This is a genomic window from Streptomyces incarnatus (genome assembly GCF_001027185.1).
Taxonomy (GTDB): Bacteria; Actinomycetota; Actinomycetes; order Streptomycetales; family Streptomycetaceae; genus Streptomyces; species Streptomyces puniciscabiei.
The window spans coordinates 8193088-8213267 of the sequence record NZ_CP011497.1 but is presented as its reverse complement, the minus strand read 5'-3'; the positions used below and the strand labels follow the sequence as shown (position 1 = coordinate 8213267).

Genomic DNA, 20180 nt, shown 5'->3' with positions numbered 1-20180 from the left:
CCGCCGTGGCTCACTGGCCGATGCCGTAGGCGAACAGGTGGTCGGTGCCGGTCGAGCCCGTCACCGGCAGGGTGATCGAGGCCACCTGCTTGGACGCGTCGAGGGGGACCTTCGTGGCGAAGACGTAGGTCTTCACCCCGTCCCGGCCCCCGCTGCCGGTGTTGCGGTATCCCGTCGTGACGGCCGTGGTGTCACCCGGAAGCGGCTTGCTCGACCCGGCGTTGAGCGTCCAGTCGGAGAAGCCGACCGTCGCCTTGGAGGTGGTGCCGTCGGTGTAGGTGACGGTCACCGTGCCCGAGACCCCGCTGCCGTCGGTCGGTGCGTTGGCCGCCGTGCCCAGCAGGCCCAGCGACGCGCCCGAGGTGCCGGCCGGCATCGGGATGGTCTGGCCGGCCATCTCCAGGTTGTCCAGCTGACCGGACTTCACCGTCGGCCAGGTGTAGGAGATGCCGTCGACCGTGACGGTGGAGCCGCTCGTGACGCCGGCCGCGGACAGCGCGTTCTGCGAGAACGCCCAGCCGCCGTCGTCGAAGCCGCCCGAGAAGGTCGCGCCGTCGGGGTAGATGCCTTCGTTGGTCGCGTACGGCCACAGCTCGCCGGCCTTGGCCACGGCCACGCGGAGGGCCGCGCCGCTCAGCGCCGACCCGGTGCTGTGGTCGGTCAGCGCGAAGGTGACCGGGAACGTTCCTTCGTTCGCCCCCGCCGTCACGTGGACCTTCGCCTCGGCGGTGCCCGAGGCGGGCACCTTCAGCGAGCCGGAGGAGCTGTCGAGCGTGACGCCGGAGGGCGCCGTCGCCTTCCAGTCGACGGTGACGTCCTTGCTGCCGAGGTTGGTGAGGTCGAGCGTGGCGTCACCGGACGCGCCCGGCTGGAGCACCAGGCCGTCGCTGGAGGGGCCGGTCGCGGCCAGGACCCGGTCGCCGCCCGTGGTGTCCGACGGCGGCACGGCCGACGGGTCCGAGGCCCAGGACCTGTCCGGCTGGGTGCCGAGGGTGAAGTCGACCGTACCGGCGCCCTTGAACTGCTGGTACGTCAGCCAGGAGGTGTTCCACTCCTTGCCCTTCACGGCGAGGGACTGCACGTACGGGGCGTCGGGTGCCGCCTGCGGCGCGTCGATCCGCACCGTCTTGCCGCCCGCGAGGGTCACCTCGGCCACCGGGAACGCCGGGCTGCCGAGCGCCAGGGTGTCCGTGCCCGGGGTCTCGGGGTACAGGCCCAGCTCCGACCAGACGTACCAGGAGCTCATCGCGCCGAGGTCGTCGTTGCCGAACGAGCCGACCGGAGCGTTGAAGTACAGCTTCTGCTGGGCCTCGCGGACGGCTTCCTGGGTCTTCCACGGTTCGCCCGTGTAGTCGTACTCCCAGGGGATCTCCACGCTGGGCTCGTTGCTCAGGTTGGCGTTGGTGTTGCCGGGGTCGGTGATGTTGTCGAGCAGGCCGTCCAGGTAGGACGAGTACGCCTTGGCACCGCCGCGCGCCTGGATGAGCTGCCGCAGGTTGAACGGGACCATCGGCGTGTACTGGGCCGAGGTGCCCTCCACGAACCCGTTGGAGGTGCCCGGGGTGAAGCCGCCCGCGAACTGGCCGTCCTTGTCCTTCGCCTGCATGTAGCCGGTCTGCGGGTTGAAGACGTTCATCCAGTCCTGGGCCCGGGTGGCGAACTTCGTGTAGACGTCCGTCCTGCCCAGCGACTTGGCGAACGCGGCGAGGGCGTAGTCGGCGGAGTCGTACTCCAGCTGGGTGGAGACCGGGCCGTAGAAGTTGCAGCAGCCGTAGTCGTTCTCGTCCAGCGGGAGGTAGCCCTTGGCGTCCCGCACCGACTCGCCGGGGCGGTCGTTGTTCGGGACGGTGGCCTCGTGCTGCAGGGCGGCGAGCGCCTTGTCCGTGTCGAAGCTCCGGGCGCCGAAGGCGTACGCGTCGGTGATGATGCCGGCGGCCGGGTCACCGACCATGACGTAGCTCTCGCCGTTGTTCGAGGCCCACTTGGGCAGCAGACCCGTCTGGTCGTAGCCGTTGAGCATCGAGGTGACCACGTCGCTGGTGACCTTGGGCTCGACCATCGCCATCAGCTGGGTCTGGGAGCGGTAGGTGTCCCAGCCCGAGTAGTTGGCGTACTGGGCCTGCTGCCCCCTGGCCAGCTTGTGGATCTGGTTGTCCATGCCCATGTACTGGCCGTTGGCGTCAGAGAAGACGTTCGGGTGCAGCAGGGCGTGGTACAGCGCGGTGTAGAACTGCACCTGCTGGTCCGCCGAGCCGCCGCCGATCCGGATCTTGTTCAGCACGGCGTTCCAGGCGGTGTGGTTCGCCTGCTCGACGGCGTCGAAGTCCCAGTTCCTGATCTCGCTGGCGAGGTTGTCCGCAGCGCCTGCGTCACTGGTGTAGGAGATGCCGACCTTCGCCCGCACCGTCGGGTCGGCGGAGGTGTCGAACGTCAGGTACATGCCGTTCGCGCCCGTCGTGGGCGGCTCGGCGGACGTGCTCGCGGCGCTCTTGCCCGCACCCGATGTCCGGGGCGCCGCGCCGGCGTTCGGGCTCGGTGACGACGTGCCGGAGGACGTGCCGCCGCTCCCGTGCACGGTCGGGGACGGGGCAGCCGGAACGGTGAAGTGCTTTTCCTTCAGCGGCTTCGACGGGTGTGCCTGCGGGTTCTGCCGGGCCCTGCCCGCCTTCAGCGACGTCTCGCCGGGGTTGATGGTGCTGCCGACCCAGGTGCCGCTGCTGGTGAACGGCTGGTCGAACTTGATGTCGAAGTGCAGCGTGTAGCGGTTGTTCGCGCCGCAGAAGTGACCGCTGTCGATCGAGCCGCTGATCTCGTTCTTGTTCACCACCTGGACGCGGGTGCCGTCCACCTGGGTGGCTCCGCCGCTGAGCTTGAACAGCAGGTTCGCCTGCTTGCCGGCGGGGAAGGTGAAGGTGCCCAGACCGGCGCGGGTGGTGTCGGTGAGCCGGGTCGTGACCCCGCCCGCGTCGGTGACCTTGTAGTACCCGATGCCGGTCTGCTCGTTGTCGTGGCTGAAACCCACGGACGCGTTGCCGAGGTTGCCCGACAGCGTGCCGGTCACCGGCAGGACGGGCAGGTCGCCCGCGACGCCGCAGCCGGGTCCCGAGACGTGGGTGAGGCTGAAGCCGGAGATCTTGTCGTCGTTGTACTCGTAGCCGCCGCCGGAGGGGCGGTCGGGGGTCGTGTCGGGTCCCCACTGCACCATGCCGGCCGGCATGTCGGGGCCGGGGAAGGTGTCCACCTCTCCCGAAGTGCCGATGAGCGGGTTCACGAGGGACGCGGGGTCTTTCACCAGCGCCGGTGTCGCGGCGCTCGCGGCATAGGCGTCCCCGGTCGCCGGGAGCGGGAGCGCGGCGATTCCCAGGACGCAGATCACGGCCAGGCGTTGACGGAGTCTTTTTCGGTTACGTGGCGCGGCTGAACGTCGGGGTCGGACCATCGGTTGCCTCCGCAGCGGTTCGTGCTTCGCACAGGTGCTGACGTGCCGAGGGACGGGGAACGTCAGGGGACGGCAACGGTGCCGGACCGTGTCGGACGGTCTGACAACGTTGCCATGCACGAGTGTCGAGTGAAACGCGTGGGCTTACGGCGTGTCAACGAGGTCAACGTGGCTTTCTGAGTGCGAAGTTCACCATCGGTGCGGTCGGTAGCCCACCGCCACGGTCCCAAGCGGTCCCGGCTCCCGGCGGATCCGAGGCTGGACTTCCCGCCCGTGCGCCGCCATCGGGGCAGCAATGCATCCGGTGCTCGACCGAGGTCATGCCCTCAACTGCACTAATTCCCTCCGCAATTGGGCACTGTTCAACACAAGGCGGCTTCCGCAGTCCCACTCTGGGCGTGCACCAGCACTGAAACGGACGAGCGGCGAGGTGACTTCCTCGCAGGCAACGCCCTTGCATTGCAAAAGTGACCGGCAATGGCGCAGGGTGCGTTCCTCGTCCCGCGGAGCGCCGCTTCGGTCATGTTGTGCCCCAGCTGCGGGCGTGCTTGACGGTGGGGAGTGCTGGAGGAGGTGTCGCTGACTTCGCGGGTCAGGGAGCGGTCGCGGATCAAGCGCAGCTGAAAGGGCGGGCCTCCGTAGCGGACCGCGTTGGCGACGAGCTCGCCGGCGACGAGTTCGGCGGTGAAGGCGGTTTCCTCTTCGACGGACCACGCCCGCAACTGCCGGCGCACCGCTGCCCGGGCCATCAGGTCATCCGGCTGGAGGTCCAGCCCGGCAAGGGAGTGGATGACGGTCGGCAGTTGTCCCATCATGGTCGCAGCGGCAATCCCCCGTCCGGCGACATCGCCGACGATCAGCGCCGTCCGCGCCCCCGCCGGCGCGATGACGTCGAACCAGGCGCCGAACCGCCGTCCACGTGTCGTCCGGGCAGTGGTGAGGTCATCCCCCGACGGCCGCTGCCGCCTGCTCCTGAAGGGCCTGGATCAGCGTCATGACCGCGGGGTGGTCGCGGCGGCGCAGCACGGCAACGCCGATGTGCCGGGTGGGGGCCGGCGGATTGAGGGGAACGGACCGCAGGCCCGGCAGCTCCGGGGCCAGCGCGATCGAGGGGATCAGTGAGACGCCCACGCCCGCTGCGACGAGCGAGCGGGCGAAGAAGTAGTCGGTCGTGGTGCCGCGTACCTCCGGGGCGAAACCGGCGTGCTCGGCATAACGGCGCAGGTATGCCTCGGTCTTGAGGCAGCCGAGCACCCAGGGCTCTTCCGCCAGCTCGGCGATGTCGAGTGCTGCGCGGTCGGCCAGGGGGTGCGCCTCGGGAAGGACGGCGTGCAGGGGGTCCTCCAGCAGCGCGGTCCACTCCACGTCGGAGCTCCGGCCCGGCCGGACGGGCAGCGGCCCGTCGAACCGGTAGGCGAGCGCGACATCCACGGCACCTTGCCGGACCAGGGGCAGGCTGTCCTCGGGCTCGGCCTCCCGGACGTGGGCCACGAGGTCGGGATGGGCGGCCGTCATGCGGGCGAGGGCGCCGGGCAGCAGGAGCCGGCCGCCGCTGGTGAACGTGGCGAGGGTGAACTGGGTGCGGCCGGTACCCAGCCGTTCGACCTGCCGTCGGGCGTGCGCGAGCTCCGCGGCGACCGACTCTGCGGCGCCCACCATGATCCGGCCCGCCTGAGTGAGGGTCACCCCTCGGGTACTGCGTTCCACGACCCGTGCACCGAGGCTGCGTTCCAGGGCCGCGACGTGCTGGGAGACGGCGGAGGGGGTGAGGCGCAGGGCGGCCGCCGCCCGGTTGAAACTGCCGTGCTCCGCCACAGTCCGCAGGACGCGGAGCCGCTGCACATCGATCAACAGTTTTCCTTTATACGCATCCATCAAGTCGGCACTTCTGCTGGTGACTTTAGGCGTCGAGGATGAGTGCATGCAAAGCATCTGCGTCATCGGCGGAAACCGGTACTTCGGAAAGCTCCTGGTCCAGCGCCTTCGGGCAGCCGGACACCAGGTCACTGTGATCAACCGCGGCTCGACCGTGCCGCCCGACGGTGTGGAGCACCTCGTCGTCGACCGGGACGACGAGGCCTCGCTCAGCGCCGCCCTCGCCTCCCGGACCTTCGATGTCGTCGTCGACCAGGTCTGCTACACGCCGGTGCAGGCCGCGATCACCGCCCGTGCCTTCCAGGGCCGCACCCGCCGGTACCTCATGACGTCCACCATCGAGGTCTACGACCCGTCGACCGCCGCGCTGCCCTCGGTCCCGCTCGGCACACCGGTGCCGGAGGAGACCGTGGACCCCGCCACGTGGCGGGTGAGCACGGATCTGCCCTGGCACCACGACGCCTACTTGGAAGCGCACTACGCCGAGGGCAAGCGGCAGGCGGAGGCCGCCTTCACCCAGCGCGGCGGGTTCGCGTTCGCCGCCGTACGCAGCGCCCACGTACTCGGTGGCGGCGCTCAGGAGTTCACCGGCCGGCTGGCGCACTACGTCGAGCGCATCAGCCAGGGCAGGCCGCTCGCCGTGCATCCCTCGGTGCTGCCCACCGTCTTCATCCACTATGCGGAGCTGGCCGACCTGCTGCACTGGGCGGCCACGGACACCGACTTCACCGGCCCGCTCAACGCCTGCTCGGACGGCCTGCTCGACGTACGCGACCTGAGTGCCGTGATCGCCGGCCGGACCGGCCGAGAGCCGGTGTACCGGGTCGCCGCCCCGGGCGAGGCGGCTTCCCCGTTCTCCTTCGACCGCCACTACGCCATGAGCAACGCCCGCGCGAAGGATCTGGGCTTCACCTTCTCCCGCACCGCCGACTGGCTGCCCGGCGCCGTGGCCGAAGCCCTCGCCGTATCCGCCACCCCGGCACGCTGACCACCACGAACACACACCACGAACACACCGGAGAACCGACGCACATGAAGTACCGCCCCCTGGGGAACACCATGGTCGGCGCGATCGGCCTGGGGGCCATGCCCCTGTCCATCGAGCACCGCCCGGACGAGGAACGAGCCGTCGCAACCGTCCACGCCGCCCTCGACGCCGGCGTCACCCTCATCGACACCGCCGACAGCTACCACTGGCACGCCGACGAGCGCGGGCACAACGAACTCCTCATCGCCCGCGCCCTGGCCCGCTACGGCGGCGACACCTCCCACGTCCTCGTCGCCACGAAGGGGGGCCGAGGCCGCCCCGGCGACGGCCGCTGGACCGTCACCGGCACCCCCGCCCACCTCAAGCAGGCCGCCGAGGCCTCCCTCAAGCGCCTGGGTGTGGACACCATAGGCCTCTACCAGCTGCACAAGCCCGACCCGGACGCGCCCTGGGCGGAATCGGTCGGCGCGCTGCGCGAACTGGTCGACACCGGCACCATCCGGGCCGCCGGAATCTCCAATGTGACCACCGGCCAGATCCTTGAGGCCCGCGCCATCCTCGGTGACGCGCTGGTCTCCGTGCAGAACCAGTACTCCCCCGCCGTTCGCGACACCGAGCCCGAACTGGAGCTGTGCACCCGGCTCGGCCTGGCCTTCCTGCCCTGGAGCCCGTTGGGCGGCATCTCCCGCAGTTCCCTGGACGGCCCGTCCGGCCCGGCCTCCACGGGCACCGCCTTTCACCGCGTCGCCGCCGAACGGGGCGTCAGCTCGCAGCAGATCGCCCTGGCCTGGCTGCTGGCCCGCTCCCCCACGGTCATCCCGGTACCGGGCGCCAGCCGTCCGGCCTCGATCCAGGACTCCGCCAGGGCCACGGAGATCGAGCTGGAACCGGCGGAACTGGCGGAACTGGATGCCGCACTGCCGAACTGAGACGCCGACGCCGTCGCCGCCCGCACAACGGCGTGGGCACGTCGGAGGCCGCCGCGCAGTGCGGCCTGCGTGATACGGCGTCAGTGCTGCGGGCGCCATTCGAACAGCAGGATGGTCACGTCGTCGCGCAGTTGGTTGCGCTGGTAGTCGAGGATGGCGTGGATGAGCAGCCGCAGCACCTCGGCCGGCCGCTGTCCGGCGGCGTTGGAGCGGATGATGAAGTCGGTGAACCGGTCGAGGCCGAACTCCGCACCGTCCGCGTCGCGCGCCTCCACGACACCGTCGGTGTAGAGGAGGACGCAGTCCCCCGGTTCCAGTGTGGTCTCGTGGACCTGCCGGGCTCCCGGGGTGAGGTGGACGGCCAGGCCGATCGGCGGCTGCGGGGGGCTGTCCAGCGCCCCCTCGATCACCCGCTCCGCGCGGATCAGCAGCGGCGGCGGATGACCGCAATTGACCCAGCGCAGCACTCCGGACTCCGCGTCGAGCCGGCACAGCACACCCGTGCAGAAATGGTCGGGCAGCCACTGGGCGAGCGCCTGGTCGACGGCGCCGACGACGTCAGCGAGGCTGCCACCGCTGCGGCGGGCGTTGCGCGCGGCCGCCATCGCGACCGACGTGGTCAGACCCGCGGCCAGATCGTGCCCCATGGAGTCGAGGATCATGGTGTGCAGCACGTTCTTGACCACCGAGTGGTCGAAGGCGTCGCCGGCGATGTCGTACGCCGGCTCCAGGACCGCGGTCGAGACGCACCTTCTGCTTCCGACGGTGTGGGGTGGCAGGAAGGCCCGCAGCATCTCGGCGGGCAGGCCCATGACATCGGTGCGGGTGCGGGCGGCGAGCCAGTCGCTGTAGGCCCGCTTGGAGGTGATCAGCATGGCGAACAGATCGGCCAGCATCCGGCCGCGGCGCATCCGCACCTCGTCGAGCGAGCCGGTCCGCACCGCCAGCACGCCCAGCCGCTCCGCGCCGTCGATCAGAGGCACCCAGACGGTCGAGCCGTCGTCCGCCTCGGCCACCTGCGGGCAGACCGTGCGGTATGCCCAGCCGGCCTGCGAGCCCTCCACCGGCAGCGGCTCCATGGCCTCGTCCAGAGGGATGAGCAGCCATTGCTGCAGGTCGACGAGGTAGATCAGCGCCGTTTCCAGGCCGAGGGCCGCGGCGCACCGGTTCGCCAGGCCGGGCAGTTCGACGGGCAGAGCCGTCTGCGCCTCGACGATCAGCTCCGCCAGCCGAATCTCGTCGACGGCGGTGTCGACACCGGCGGACGCGTGCGGTGGGTCCGGCACGGGGATCACCCCTTCCGAGCCCAGTTTCACACCGATCCCGGCCGCTCTCACGTCAGGCATGATCGCGCGGGTGCGGTCGCGCCGAGGGTGGTGTCGCCCCGCAGGAGCGCTCGACGGCGGTCTCGTGCCGGTGACTCGGGCGACCACCTGCCGGACCGGGCGCCGTGCCCCATGCGCAAGGCGTGAACCCGGCCCTGGTGCCCGGCGGATGAGCAGTCCCGGAGTGTTCCCGTCGCGCGCGAGGCCGTGGTGTTCGACGGCTTCGGTGGCGGTCCCGTTCGCCGGTCAGGAGAGGGTCGCCGACCTCCTGCGCCGGCTGACCACCAGCACTGCTGCCACGGCGCCCAGAGCGATGCCTCCGATGCCCGCACCCAGCCACACGGCGGTAGGCAGCCCCTTCGGACTGTCACGGCGACTGGGGTCCTGGGTGACGGTGAGGTAGCTGGTCTTCTTCACGCGTCCGCGGTGGCTGACGACGGTGACGGGATACGTGCCGGGGGCCAGGCCGGGCTTGATCCGCGCCGGGCCCCAGAAGATCGGGTCATCGAGCTCATGGCCCTTGATTACGTCGAACTCCAGCTTGGCCGGAGAACGGAACGCGGGGGAGGTCGCGGTCATGTGCTCCTCCTCCCCGGGGTCCGGATGCGCGTCCTGCCACTTGACATACACCGTCCGTCCCGCCGCGGTCCTGAAGCCCTTGTCCCGGGCGCTGAACACATACCCCTCGTTCACGAAGAACGCCGGGCCCCTGGCCTGGCCCAGATAGTCGTCGTCGCCCGGGCGGGCCGAGCGGACGTCCAGCCGGGTCCGGGCCTTCTGCCTCCCGTCCGCGTCGGTGACCCACACCGGGTACGACCCGTCGCGCAGGCTCGGCCGCACCGGCACATCAAGGGCCTTGAACGTACGGGTGTTGTTCCAGGAGTCCTTGTCGTACGCGAGGCGGACGGGGGAAGCGAACGCCGTGGAACGGGCCGTGAAGGACGTGCCGGTCTCTCCGGGGAACAGGTCGTCGAAGAACAGGTTCACCCTGGTGCCCGGGCGTCCCTCGCCGCCTTCCACTTCGATGGACGGACGCCTCGGCGGCTTGACGTCGATCGTGTCACGGGCGACGACCTTGCTTCCGGCCTTGACGACGAGCGGATACGAGCCGGGCTTGGCCGACATCGGAATCGGCGCCTTCACGCCCTCCCCGCCGGTGTCCGCCGCAGGGTTGTCCAACCGGACCGGGGCCGCGAAGACCGGGGACTCGGCCACCAGGCGCACACCCGGCTTCCGTTCGTAGTTGAGCAGAGCGATCCCGATGGCCTCACCGGGGCGTGGGCCCGCGAACGCCTGGCTGATCGTCGGAGGGTCTCCACCGGCCACCGCCGACTCCGTCAGGCCCCCACAACTCAGCACCCCGCCACATACACCGACGGCCACCATCCGCTGCCAGCTCGCCCTCATGCCGTCCCCCTCTCACTCGAAGAGGAAGAGGGAAAGACCAGCCCGACGGTTGGCCAGGCGGCCGAGGAAGGCGTCGCGTACTCAACCGGCCTGCGGATACCCGGGGGTGAGGAAGCCCCGGGGGTGAGGAAGCCCCGGGCGGTTCCTTCGCCGGCGTCACCGTGGCCGGCACGGCGCGCCATCCGGCTGATCGGTGGGAGCTGCTGAGGGCAGCCCGTTCCGTACCCTGGCGGCATGCGTATGCGCCCCACTCTGAGCTGGACCCCTACCGAGGACCTGCCGCCGGGCACCACGGATCTGGAGCCGGTCGCCGATGCGCTGAGCACCGGCGGTGTGCTGGTACTCAGCGGGGCGGGCATCTCCACGGATTCGGGCATTCCCGACTACCGGGGCGTGGGCGGGAGCCTGAGCCGGCACACCCCGATGACCTACCAGGACTTCACCGCGAGCGCGCAGGCCCGGCGCCGGTACTGGGCGCGCAGTCACCTCGGCTGGCGCACCTTCCACCGCGCCGGCCCCAATGCCGGGCACCGGGCCGTGGCCGCGTTCGGGCGGCACGGCCTGCTGTCGGGTGTGATCACCCAGAACGTCGACGGCCTGCATCAAGCTGCCGGCAGCGACGGTGTCGTGGAGCTCCACGGAAGCCTCGACCGGGTCGTCTGCCTCACCTGCGGTGCCTTCAGCCCGCGCCGCGCACTCGCCCGGCGGCTGGCGGAGGCCAATCCGGGCTTCGCCCCGGTGGCCGCCGGCATCAATCCGGACGGTGACGCCGACCTCACCGACGAACAGGTCGGGGACTTCCAGGTGGTGTCCTGCACGATCTGCGGCGGCATTCTCAAACCGGACGTGGTGTTCTTCGGCGAAGCCGTTCCGCCGCGACGGGTGGAGCACTGTCGCCGGCTGGTCCGTGAGGCGGCCTCGCTGCTCGTCCTGGGCTCCTCGTTGACGGTGATGTCCGGTCTCCGGTTCGTCCGCCAGGCGGCCCAGGCCGGGAAGCCGGTGCTGATCGTCAACCGGGACCCGACCCGCGGCGACCGGCACGCCGTCACCCGGGTCGCGCTCCCTCTGGGGCCGGCGCTCACGAGCGTGGCCGACCGGCTGGGCATCACCGTTGAGGGCGAGGCGGCGCCCGGGTGACGTGGTGAGGCGCTGTTCCTCACCGTTCTCCCCCAGGGGCTTCTCGATCACCGGTGCTTTCCCTACCGTTCCGGAGAACACCGGCGAACACGCGCCGGTGCTCGTGAGGGGGTGGGGACTCGTGGCGAGGAAGAGAGCGGGGCGGCAGGGACCGGTCCATACGAGTCTGTGGCGGTTCAGGCGCAGCCCGCTTCGGCGGACCAGCGATCTCGTCGAGGCGTGGCTTTTGCTCGTCGCATGGGTCGTGGGGGTGCTGGGTGGCGCGGTCGCGGGGGTGTTGGCGGCGATGGTGGCGGACCGGGATTTCGAGGAGGAGCGTTCCGGTCGCCGGCAGGTCGTGGCGGTTCTCCTGGACAACGCCAGGGCCGCGGTGCCCGGGCACGCGGACGTGAGCACGGCCAGTGCGACGGTCCGGTGGACGACGCCCGACGGCCGCGCGCGCACCGGCCGGACGACGGTGGCCGCGCATACCCGTGCGGGCACGCGGGTGCCGGTGTGGACGAGTGCGCGAGGCGACCTGGTCTCCCAGCCCCCCGCAGAGTCCGACGCGGTGATGAGGTCGGCCTTGGTCGGCGTGGGGGCCGTCATCGCCACCGGATGCGTGGTGTGGGCTTCCGCGCGAGCCGCACGTGCCCTGCTGGACCGAAGCCGTATGAGGCAGTGGGCGCTGGACTGGGAACGCGCCGACACCCGGCGGGGTGGCAGGACCGCTTGATCGATCAGGGGCCTTGGTGTCAGGACAGGGTGCTGATCTTGCCGCGTACCTGGTTCACGATGGCGGCAGGCAGCGTCGCGTAGCCCTGGAAGGTCAGATCCTGTTGGCCCTGTCCGTCGGCGATGTACGTCAGGAACGCCTTGGTGGCGGGCCAGGTGGCCGGCTTGTTGCCCTTGTCGCAGACGATCTCGTACGTGACCATGACGATGGGGTAGGCGCCCGGGGCCTTGGTCGTGTAGTCGAGTGCCAACACGAGGTCGGCACCGGTGCCGGTGATCTTGGCGTCGGCGATGGCCTTGGACGCCGCGAGGACACTGGGGGCGACCGGAGTGGCGGCGCCGGTGGCGATCGACACCATCGGAATGGTGCGGCTGATCGCATGCGTCAGCTCGACATAGCCGATGGCACCCACGGTCTTCTTCACCTGTTCGGCGAGGCCCGAGGAGCCCTTGGCGGACAGGCCGCCCTTGGCCGCCCAGTCCTTGGCGTGCCCGTACGGCCAGGCGCCGGGGGCGGCGGCGCTCAGGTAGGAGGTGAAGTTGTCCGTCGTGCCGGAGGAATCCACGCGGTGCAAGGCCTGGACCGGCGTCGACGGCAGCTTGGTGCCGGGGTTGAGCTTCGCGATCGCCGGATCGTTCCACTTCGTGATCCGCGAGTCGAAGATCCTGGCGAGGGTGGGGGCGTCCAGGACCAGCTTGCCGGCCCCTGGCAGGTTGTAGGCGATGGCGATCGGCGCGCCGAGCACGGGCAGGTGGACGGCGTGACCACGGTGGGAGCAGACGCTCCTGGACTGGGTGATCTGGGCGGTGCTCAGGGCGGAGTCCGAACCGGCGAAGGCGGTTCTGCCGCTGAGGAAGTCCTTCTGGCCGGCGCCGGAGCCGTTGCCGTCGTAGCCGATCCGGGTGCCGGCGCAGACCCGCGTGTAGTTCTTGATCCAGAACCGCATCGCGAACTCCTGCGCGGTCGAGCCGGAGCCCGACACGGTGGACGCCTTGCCGCACTTGACACCGATGGCAGCGGTGGCGGCGGGTGAGTCAGCCGGCGACGGACTCGCGGAGGGCCGGGAACTGCCGCTCGATCCGCAGGCCGTCAGGAGCAGGACGCCGGAGACGAGCGCCGAACTGGCCGCCGCGGCGAACGACCCGCGCTTCCGCTGAAGCTTCACTCTCCGGTGCTCCTTCCCACAGACCGCCGGGGCGGCGCAGCAGAGGCATAAGTCGGACGACCGCGGGCGGAGTACATCCCGGCCGCCCTCACTATATGCATGCAGTCATACACTATCCGTAACGACCCGGCCGTCGCCTCCCGCCGTACAAGCCGACGGCGGCAGTCCGGACGGTCACCGGGTGAAGGCGCACAATGAGTGCATGACTGGTCGCTGGCAGTTCTGGATCGACCGTGGTGGCACGTTCACCGATGTCGTGGCCGTGACCCCCGATTCCGAGGTGATCAGCCGCAAGCTGCTGTCGGAACAGCCGGAGGCGTACCGGGACGCGGCGGTCGCCGGGATCCGTCTGATGCTGGGCCTGGAGGCGGACGAGCCGATTCCCGGCGACCGGATCGAGGTGGTGAAGATGGGCACCACCGTCGCCACCAACGCGCTGCTGACACACACCGGCGAGCCGACCGTCCTGGTCGTCACCCGGGGCTTCAGGGACGCCCTGCGCATCGCCTACCAGAACCGCCCTCGCATCTTCGACCGGCGCATCCTGCTTCCGGAGGCCCTCTACGACCGGGTGGTCGAGGTGGACGAACGGGTGGGCGCACACGGCGAACTCGTCCGGCCCCTCAACCTGGACGCCGTACGCGAGGCACTGACGGCGGCGTACGCGGACGGGTTCCGCAGCGCCGCGGTGGTCTTCCTGCACGGCTACCGCCATGCGGCGCACGAGGCCGCCGTCGCCGAGGCGGCCCGGGTCATCGGCTTCTCGCAGGTCAGCTGCTCACACGAGGTCAGTCCGCTGATCAAGCTGGTACCGCGGGGCGACACCACCGTGGTCGACGCCTACCTCTCCCCCATCCTGCGCCGCTATGTGGACCAGGTGGCCTCCGAGCTGAACGGTGTGCGACTGATGTTCATGCAGTCCGGCGGCGGCCTGCGCGAGGCGGGCCGCTTCCGGGGCAAGGACGCCGTGCTGTCCGGCCCGGCGGGCGGTGTCGTGGGCATGGCGCGCGCCGCGACCGGCGCGGGTCATGTCCGGGCGATCGGCTTCGACATGGGCGGCACCTCGACCGACGTGTCCCACTACGCGGGCGAGATCGAACGCGTCCTGGGCACCCAGGTGGCCGGAGTGCGGATGCGGGCGCCCATGACCGACATCCACACCGTCGCCGCGGGCGGTGGCTCGATCCTGCACTTCGACGGGATGCGCTACCGGGTGGGCCCGGACTCGGCCGGCGCCGACCCCGGCCCGGCCTGCTACCGGCGCGGCGGGCCGCTGACCGTCACCGACGCCAACGTCATGCTCGGCCGCATCCAACCCGCCTACTTTCCACGGGTGTTCGGCAAGGACGGCGCCCAGCCGCTGGATGCGGCGGCGGTCCGTGCCCGCTTCGCCGAGCTCGCCGAGCAGACCGCCGCCGCGACCGGGCGGCGCCGCAGCCCGGAGGAGGTCGCGGCGGGATTCCTCGACATCGCCGTGCTGAACATGGCGAACGCGGTGAAGAGGATCTCGGTCCAGCGCGGCCGCGACATCACCCGCTACGCGCTGGTCGCCTTCGGCGGCGCGGGTGGCCAGCACGCCTGCGCGGTCGCCGACCGGCTCGGCATCGGCACCGTCCTGGTCCCGCCGCTCGCCGGGGTGCTGTCGGCGTACGGCATCGGGGTGGCGGACGCCGTAGCGCTGCGGGAGCGCTTCGTCGAGGCCGCTCTCGACCGGCCGGAGACGGCGGCCCGGGTCGAGGCCGTCCGGTCGGAGCTGGAGGAGCGGGCACGCGCCCAGCTGCGCGAGGACGGCGTGCCGGACCACACTGTCCGTACGGCCGCCCGCGCCCTGCTGCGCTACGAGGGCACCGACTTCTCGCTGCCCGTGCCACTGGGCCCCGCCGACCGGATGCGGGCCCACTTCGCGCACGACCACCGTGACCGCTACGGCTTCACCATGGACAAGCCGCTGGTCGTCGAGGCCATCGCCGTCGAGGCCACCGGTTCCTCCGGCCCGCGCACCACCGCCCCGGCGACCGCCCAGCCGCCGCGCACCGGCGCACTGCGACCGGCCGACACGGTACGGACGTTCGCCGAGGGCCGCTGGCAGCCCACGCGGCTGTACCGGCGCCAGGACCTGCGCCTCGGTGACAGCGTCGAGGGCCCGGCGATCATCGCCGAGGCGGACGCGACCACGGTCGTCGACCCCGGCTGGCGGGCCGCGGCCGACGAGCACGGCGACCTCGTCCTCACCCGCTCCCGTCCCCGCCCGTCCCGTACGGCGGTCGGCACCACCGTCGACCCGGTGTTGCTGGAAGTCTTCAACAACCTGTTCATGTCCATCGCCGAACAGATGGGGGTACGGCTCGAAAGCACCGCGCACTCGGTCAACATCAAGGAACGCCTCGACTTCTCCTGCGCGCTGTTCGACCCCGACGGCAACCTCATCGCCAACGCCCCCCACATCCCCGTACACCTGGGCTCCATGGGCGAGTCCATCAAGGAGGTCCTGCGCCGCAACCAGGGCTCGATCCGGCCCGGCGACGTCTACGCCATCAACGACCCGTACCACGGCGGCACCCACCTGCCCGACATCACCGTCGTCACCCCGGTGTTCGACGAGGCGGGTGAGCGGCTCCTCTTCCTGGTCGCCTCGCGCGGCCACCACGCCGAGATCGGCGGCATCAGCCCCGGATCCATGCCCGCGTTCAGCACGACCATCGACGAGGAGGGCGTGCTCTTCGACAACTGGCTGCTGATGCGCGACGGACACTTCCGCGAGGACGAGACCCGCCATCTGCTCACCAGCGCCCGCCATCCCTCACGGGACCCGGACACCAACCTCGCCGACCTGCGCGCGCAGATCGCCGCCAACGAGAAGGGCATCCACGAACTGCGCCGCGTCATCGACCAGTTCGGGCTCGACGTCGTCCACGCCTACATGCGCCACGTCCAGGACAACGCCGAGGAATGCGTACGCCGCATCATCGCCACCCTCGACGACGGCGAGCACCGCTACGAGACCGACAACGGCGCCGTCATCCAGGTCGCCCTGCACATCGACCGCGAAGCACGCGGCGCCGTACTGGACTTCACCGGTACCTCCCCTCAGCAGCCCGGCAACCTGAACGCACCCACGTCCGTCGTCATGGCAGCCGTGCTGTACGTCTTCCGTACCCTCGTCGCCGATGACATCCCGCTCAACAGCGGCTGCCTGAAGCCCCTCGACGTGCGCATCCCCGCGGGCTCCATGCTGTCCCCCGCCTACCCGGCGGCCACCGTCGCCGGGAACGTCGAGACCTCCCAGGCCGTCACCGGCGCCCTGTACGCCGTCCTGGGCGCCCAGGCCGAGGGCTCCGGCACGATGAACAACATCTCCTTCGGCAACGACCGCTTCCAGTACTACGAGACCGTCGCCTCCGGCGCCGGCGCGGGTGAGGGCTTCGACGGCGCGGACGCCGTGCAGACCCACATGACCAACTCCCGCCTGACGGACCCCGAGATCCTGGAGTGGCGCTACCCGGTGCGGGTGGAGGAGTTCCGCATCCGTGAGGGCAGCGGCGGCGACGGCCGCTGGCGGGGTGGGTGCGGAGTGGAGCGCCGGATCCGGTTCGCGGAGCCGATGACGGTCGCGGTCGTCTCCGGTCACCGCCGCGTCCCGCCCTACGGCATGGCCGGCGGCGCACCCGGCGCCCTCGGCGAGAACCTGATCGAACGCGCCGACGGCCGCATCGAGCGGCTGCGGGGCTGCGACACCGCGAACGTGACGGACGGCGACGCCCTGGTCATCCGCACCCCCGGCGGAGGCGGATACGGAGCCGCCGACGCCGCCCCGCCCGCTCACTGACACCCGTGGTGCTCCGCCGGGCCCGGGAAGCCGGTCGCCGTTCATACGGTCGGCCACCACGCTGGTCGGGTCGACGCAGGTGTTTCCCGTCGTCATGGCCGGTGACGGACCATGGAGGGGGGAGCTGGAGTCGGAAGGGCAGCCCGGCGGCGGTGATGGCGATGCGGGGTTCGATCTTGCTCGGTACTGTCCGCGGGATGGCGGTGCGGGCGCACTGGAGTGTGCCGCTGATCATGCTGCTCTTCGCCTACGGCCTGGCCACCCGGACGCTTCCGGGATACGCGCCGGGCCAGGCACCGGTGCTGTACGCGATCGGCGCGGTCGTCGGCGCCGCGCTGCTGCTGGTGAGCCTGGTGGTGCACGAGGTGGCCCATGCGCTGGTGGCCCGCAGGGCCGGGCTCTCCGTGCAGGACGTGACGCTGTGGGCGCTCGGCGGACTGACCCGGATGGAGCGGCCCACGACGGCACGGGTCGCGTTCACCGTCGCGGTCAGCGGGCCGCTCGCCAGCCTCTTCCTCGGCGGCCTCGGACTGGGCGCGGCGTACGGGGTGCGCGCCGCACTGGGGTGGCGGATCGCGGTCGCCGTGCTGGGCTGGCTGGGTGGCACGAACCTGCTGCTGGGCGTCTTCAATCTGCTGCCGGCCGCGCCCCTGGACGGCGGCCGGCTGCTGCTGGCGGTGCTCTGGTGGCGTACCGGGGACCGCGATCGGGCCCAGCGGGCGGCAGGGCGTGCGGGACAGGTCCTGGGCACGGCGCTGGGCGTGTTGGGCTGGCTGGCGTTCGTGAAGGGGATGACCGGCGGGCTGTGGCTGATGGTCGTCGGCATGTTCGTGGCGGCCGCCGCCGCGGCCGAGCGGCGGTGGGCCGAGCTGGCCACGGCCCTGCGCGGCGTTCGGGTGAGTCAGGCCATGACCACTCCGGTGGTCACCGGTCCCGACTGGCTGACCGTGGACCGCTTTCTGACCGAGGTGGCCGCGCAGGCGCGCCACTCGGTGCTGCCGCTGGTGGACTTCGGCGGCCGTCCCAGTGGTGTCGTCCGGCTGAGCCGGCTGGCCGTCCTGCCGGCCGACCGGCGGGAGTCACTGCGGGTACGGGACCTCGCGACGCCGCTGTCGCGGTGCACCCTCGCCGCACCTGAGGAGCCGCTGAACTCCGTCCTGGAGCGCCTCGCCACCGGGGGCGGGCTGCCCATCCTCGTCATGGACGACGGCCGGCTCTGCGGGATCGTCACCGCCCATGACATCGACCGCTGCCGCCGGCGCCCGGGGCACCCGCCCCTCGCGCGTTCCCCCAGGACGCGGCTCCAGGCGCTGCGGAGCCTCCGTGGCAGCCGCGCGGGCCCGCGCCAGTCCCAGCGCCGGCGAGACGCGGGTGAACCGGGACATCTCCTGTGACCTGCGGGGATCCCGCTGCGGTGGTGAGGGAATCATGTTCACGCGCACAATGTTTCTCATGTAGGGCCAATGGGGGTTACCCGGAGAAGGTGAACGGCCACGGCTATTCCTTTCGGACCCCATCTGTCGGTGCCGGGGATGTCTCCGGTACGCGGCGTGGGTATCGAGGCCAGCAGGGCCGCGGGCCGGCTGGTGCGGCTCCCTCTCGACATCGCCGCGGGAGGCGTGGGGCAGCTGGCCGGGTACTTCGTTCATGCCGTGTCCGAGCAGGGCACGAGCGGAGGCGAACCGCCGACGCCGGAGGGGGACATCCCCGTGCTGCTGGTCCATGGGCTCGGCGACGGGGAATCGATCGTCGCTCCGCTGCGACGCGGGCTGGAGGGCCTCAGTGCGGGGCCTTTCGTCACGGTGAGCTACCACGCCTTCAGCCCGGACATCCGCGCCGCCGCACGAGTCCTGGGTGAGCAGGTGGAGCTGGCGAGCGCCCGCAGCCCGGGGCGGAACGCGGTCGTGATCGGGTACAGCCTCGGCGGCCTGGTCGCCCGCTACTACGTGCAGGCGCTGGGCGGAGACGCGCACGTACCGCTGGTGATCACGCTGGCGACACCGCACGGCGGGACGGCGGCGGCCCTGCTGGCACCACCGCATCCACTCCTGCGCCAGCTGCGCCCCGGCAGCAGGCTGCTGACCGAGCTCGCCGAGCCGGCCGCGGGGTGCCGTACCCGCTTCGTGGCCTTCTACAGCGACTTCGACGAGGTCGTGATCCCGGCTTCCCGGGGCCGCATCGACCATCCCGACCTCGAGGCCCGCAATGTGCTCGTGCCCGGCGTCGGCCATCTCACCCTGCCGCTGCACCAGCCGGTCATCGACCAGGTGCGCTCTCTGCTGACGGCGGCGGGGCAGGCCGCTGCCGCCACACGCTCCCCACGCGGCCGCGGACCGAGGAGAAACGGGCAGGGCCGAGGCACAGCGGACGTTCCCGTGACAGGCGGCCCGAAAGGGAGGACGCTGAAAGGGAGCCGGTAGGAACGTCAGCACGCGCGCGGACGGACAGCATGACCTCCTCGCCCAGCCCCGAGAGCCCCACGACGGTACGCCCCTTGCGCCCCGAGGACGAACCGGGAGTGCGGGAACTCATCGACGCCGACCGGCTTCCCGGGCAGCCGCTCTGCACCTCTCAGCGGCTGGCCGCGCACTGGTGCGGGCCCGTTCCCCTGGTCGGCGCGGCGGTACCGGCCAGGCCCCGGATCAGCGTGCTCACCGATGCGCGGGACCGCCTCTGCGGGACCGTCGCGTACATGTCCTGGGCCGATGTGCGGACCGGTCTCATCTGCTGGATCCACGCGCACGAGGACCGGTCCGCCCTGCGCGCCCTGATCGGTCACGCTCTCGCCGCCCTCGCCCACTGCCCGCGGATCGAGGCGTTCGTGTGTGCTCCGCCGGGCGCCCTGGAGCCGGGCGGCCTGCCCCGCACGCGACGCGGCGCCACGCACGACACCTTGCTGCAGACGGGTTTCACGGGCCGCTGCCAGGGCTGCTACATGCACCTCGTGCTTCCGGCCGAACCGCCGACGGGCAAACTGTCCGCCGACGTCTTCCCGTGCGACTTTCCCCCGGGCCACCGAGTCGTCATCCGCGAGGACGCCGAGCCCGTCGCCGAGGCGGTGGTCAGCATGGGGCCCGACCGGACCGCGACGCTCTACTGGCTCGAGACCATGCCCGGGCGCCGGCACCGCGGCCTGGGCCGCAGGCTGCTCGGTCAGGCCCTGGCCCTGCTGACCGAGCAGGGCGCCACCGAGGTGTCCCTCGTCCTGGACGACGCCCAGCGGCCCACCGCCGAGGGGCAGGCCGCCGCCCGGCTCTTCCGCTCCTTCGGCTTCGCCGTCGTCGACGAGCTGTGGACCTACCAGCACCGACGCTCCGGGTCACCGCGACCTGACGCATGAGCCCGAGACCGGACGGGTCCCGGCCCGCGCCAAG

General features: G+C 71.3%; 14 protein-coding genes and 1 pseudogene. 9 read left to right on the top strand and 6 right to left on the bottom strand.

Going from position 1 to position 20180, the window contains the following annotated elements:
- Positions 1–10: 10 nt before the first annotated feature.
- The 3 genes and pseudogenes from ABB07_RS37495 to ABB07_RS37485 form a co-directional block, all read right to left on the bottom strand.
- A complete protein-coding gene (locus ABB07_RS37495) occupies positions 11–3376 on the bottom strand; it encodes a GH92 family glycosyl hydrolase (RefSeq protein ID WP_244189660.1) in 3366 nt (1121 codons plus the stop codon).
- A 425-nt stretch (positions 3377–3801) separates the two neighbouring features.
- Positions 3802–4356, bottom strand: a pseudogene (locus ABB07_RS42115) (ATP-binding protein); the annotation flags it as partial.
- A 25-nt stretch (positions 4357–4381) separates the two neighbouring features.
- Entirely contained in the window at positions 4382–5290 is a 909-nt protein-coding gene (locus ABB07_RS37485) for a LysR family transcriptional regulator (RefSeq protein ID WP_208902891.1), read from the bottom strand.
- Positions 5291–5360: 70 nt separating this feature from the next.
- Between ABB07_RS37485 and ABB07_RS37480 the strand changes: the two genes are divergently transcribed.
- Positions 5361–6302, top strand: coding sequence for an NAD-dependent epimerase/dehydratase family protein (locus ABB07_RS37480; RefSeq protein WP_208902890.1), 942 nt, complete (start codon positions 5361–5363; stop codon positions 6300–6302).
- Positions 6303–6346: 44 nt separating this feature from the next.
- Positions 6347–7231 (top strand): aldo/keto reductase, encoded by an 885-nt coding sequence (locus tag ABB07_RS37475; protein WP_208902889.1) that lies wholly within the window; start codon positions 6347–6349, stop codon positions 7229–7231.
- Positions 7232–7311: 80 nt separating this feature from the next.
- On the opposite strand, the gene ABB07_RS37470 is transcribed toward ABB07_RS37475, so the two are convergent.
- Positions 7312–8577 (bottom strand): PP2C family protein-serine/threonine phosphatase, encoded by a 1266-nt coding sequence (locus ABB07_RS37470; protein WP_208902888.1) that lies wholly within the window; start codon positions 8575–8577, stop codon positions 7312–7314.
- A 225-nt stretch (positions 8578–8802) separates the two neighbouring features.
- Entirely contained in the window at positions 8803–9882 is a 1080-nt protein-coding gene (locus ABB07_RS37465; protein ID WP_208902887.1) for a hypothetical protein, read from the bottom strand.
- Positions 9883–10197: 315 nt separating this feature from the next.
- Here ABB07_RS37465 and ABB07_RS37460 point away from each other — a divergent pair, with 315 nt between their 5' ends.
- Together ABB07_RS37460 and ABB07_RS37455 are read left to right on the top strand one after the other, a co-directional pair.
- Entirely contained in the window at positions 10198–11100 is a 903-nt protein-coding gene (locus ABB07_RS37460) for an NAD-dependent protein deacetylase (RefSeq protein ID WP_208902886.1), read from the top strand.
- A gap of 1 nt (position 11101) precedes the next feature.
- Complete coding sequence (locus tag ABB07_RS37455) at positions 11102–11815, top strand: Rv1733c family protein (RefSeq protein WP_425264835.1); 714 nt, start codon at positions 11102–11104, stop codon at positions 11813–11815.
- Between the two features lie 19 nt (positions 11816–11834).
- Here the strand turns inward: ABB07_RS37455 and pstS are convergent, their stop codons facing one another.
- Entirely contained in the window at positions 11835–12761 is a 927-nt protein-coding gene (gene pstS, locus ABB07_RS37450; RefSeq protein WP_244189659.1) for a phosphate ABC transporter substrate-binding protein PstS, read from the bottom strand.
- Between pstS and ABB07_RS41230 the strand changes: the two genes are divergently transcribed.
- The 5 genes from ABB07_RS41230 (at position 12745) to ABB07_RS37430 (ending at position 20146) form a co-directional block, all read left to right on the top strand.
- A complete protein-coding gene (locus tag ABB07_RS41230; protein ID WP_244189658.1) occupies positions 12745–12972 on the top strand; it encodes a hypothetical protein in 228 nt (75 codons plus the stop codon). The two genes, pstS and ABB07_RS41230, sit on opposite strands and share 17 nt — an antisense overlap.
- A gap of 210 nt (positions 12973–13182) precedes the next feature.
- Positions 13183–16806, top strand: a complete 3624-nt coding sequence (locus ABB07_RS37445) for a hydantoinase B/oxoprolinase family protein (protein ID WP_208902883.1) — start codon at positions 13183–13185, stop codon at positions 16804–16806.
- A 161-nt stretch (positions 16807–16967) separates the two neighbouring features.
- Positions 16968–18200: a site-2 protease family protein gene (locus tag ABB07_RS37440; RefSeq protein WP_208902882.1), complete on the top strand. Its 1233-nt coding sequence runs from the start codon at positions 16968–16970 to the stop codon at positions 18198–18200.
- 156 nt (positions 18201–18356) lie between these two features.
- Positions 18357–19226 carry an esterase/lipase family protein gene (locus tag ABB07_RS37435; protein WP_208902881.1) on the top strand — a complete coding sequence of 290 codons (870 nt, stop codon included), beginning with the start codon at positions 18357–18359 and terminating at the stop codon, positions 19224–19226.
- Positions 19227–19255: 29 nt separating this feature from the next.
- Positions 19256–20146, top strand: a complete 891-nt coding sequence (locus tag ABB07_RS37430; RefSeq protein ID WP_208902880.1) for a GNAT family N-acetyltransferase — start codon at positions 19256–19258, stop codon at positions 20144–20146.
- Positions 20147–20180: the final 34 nt, after the last annotated feature.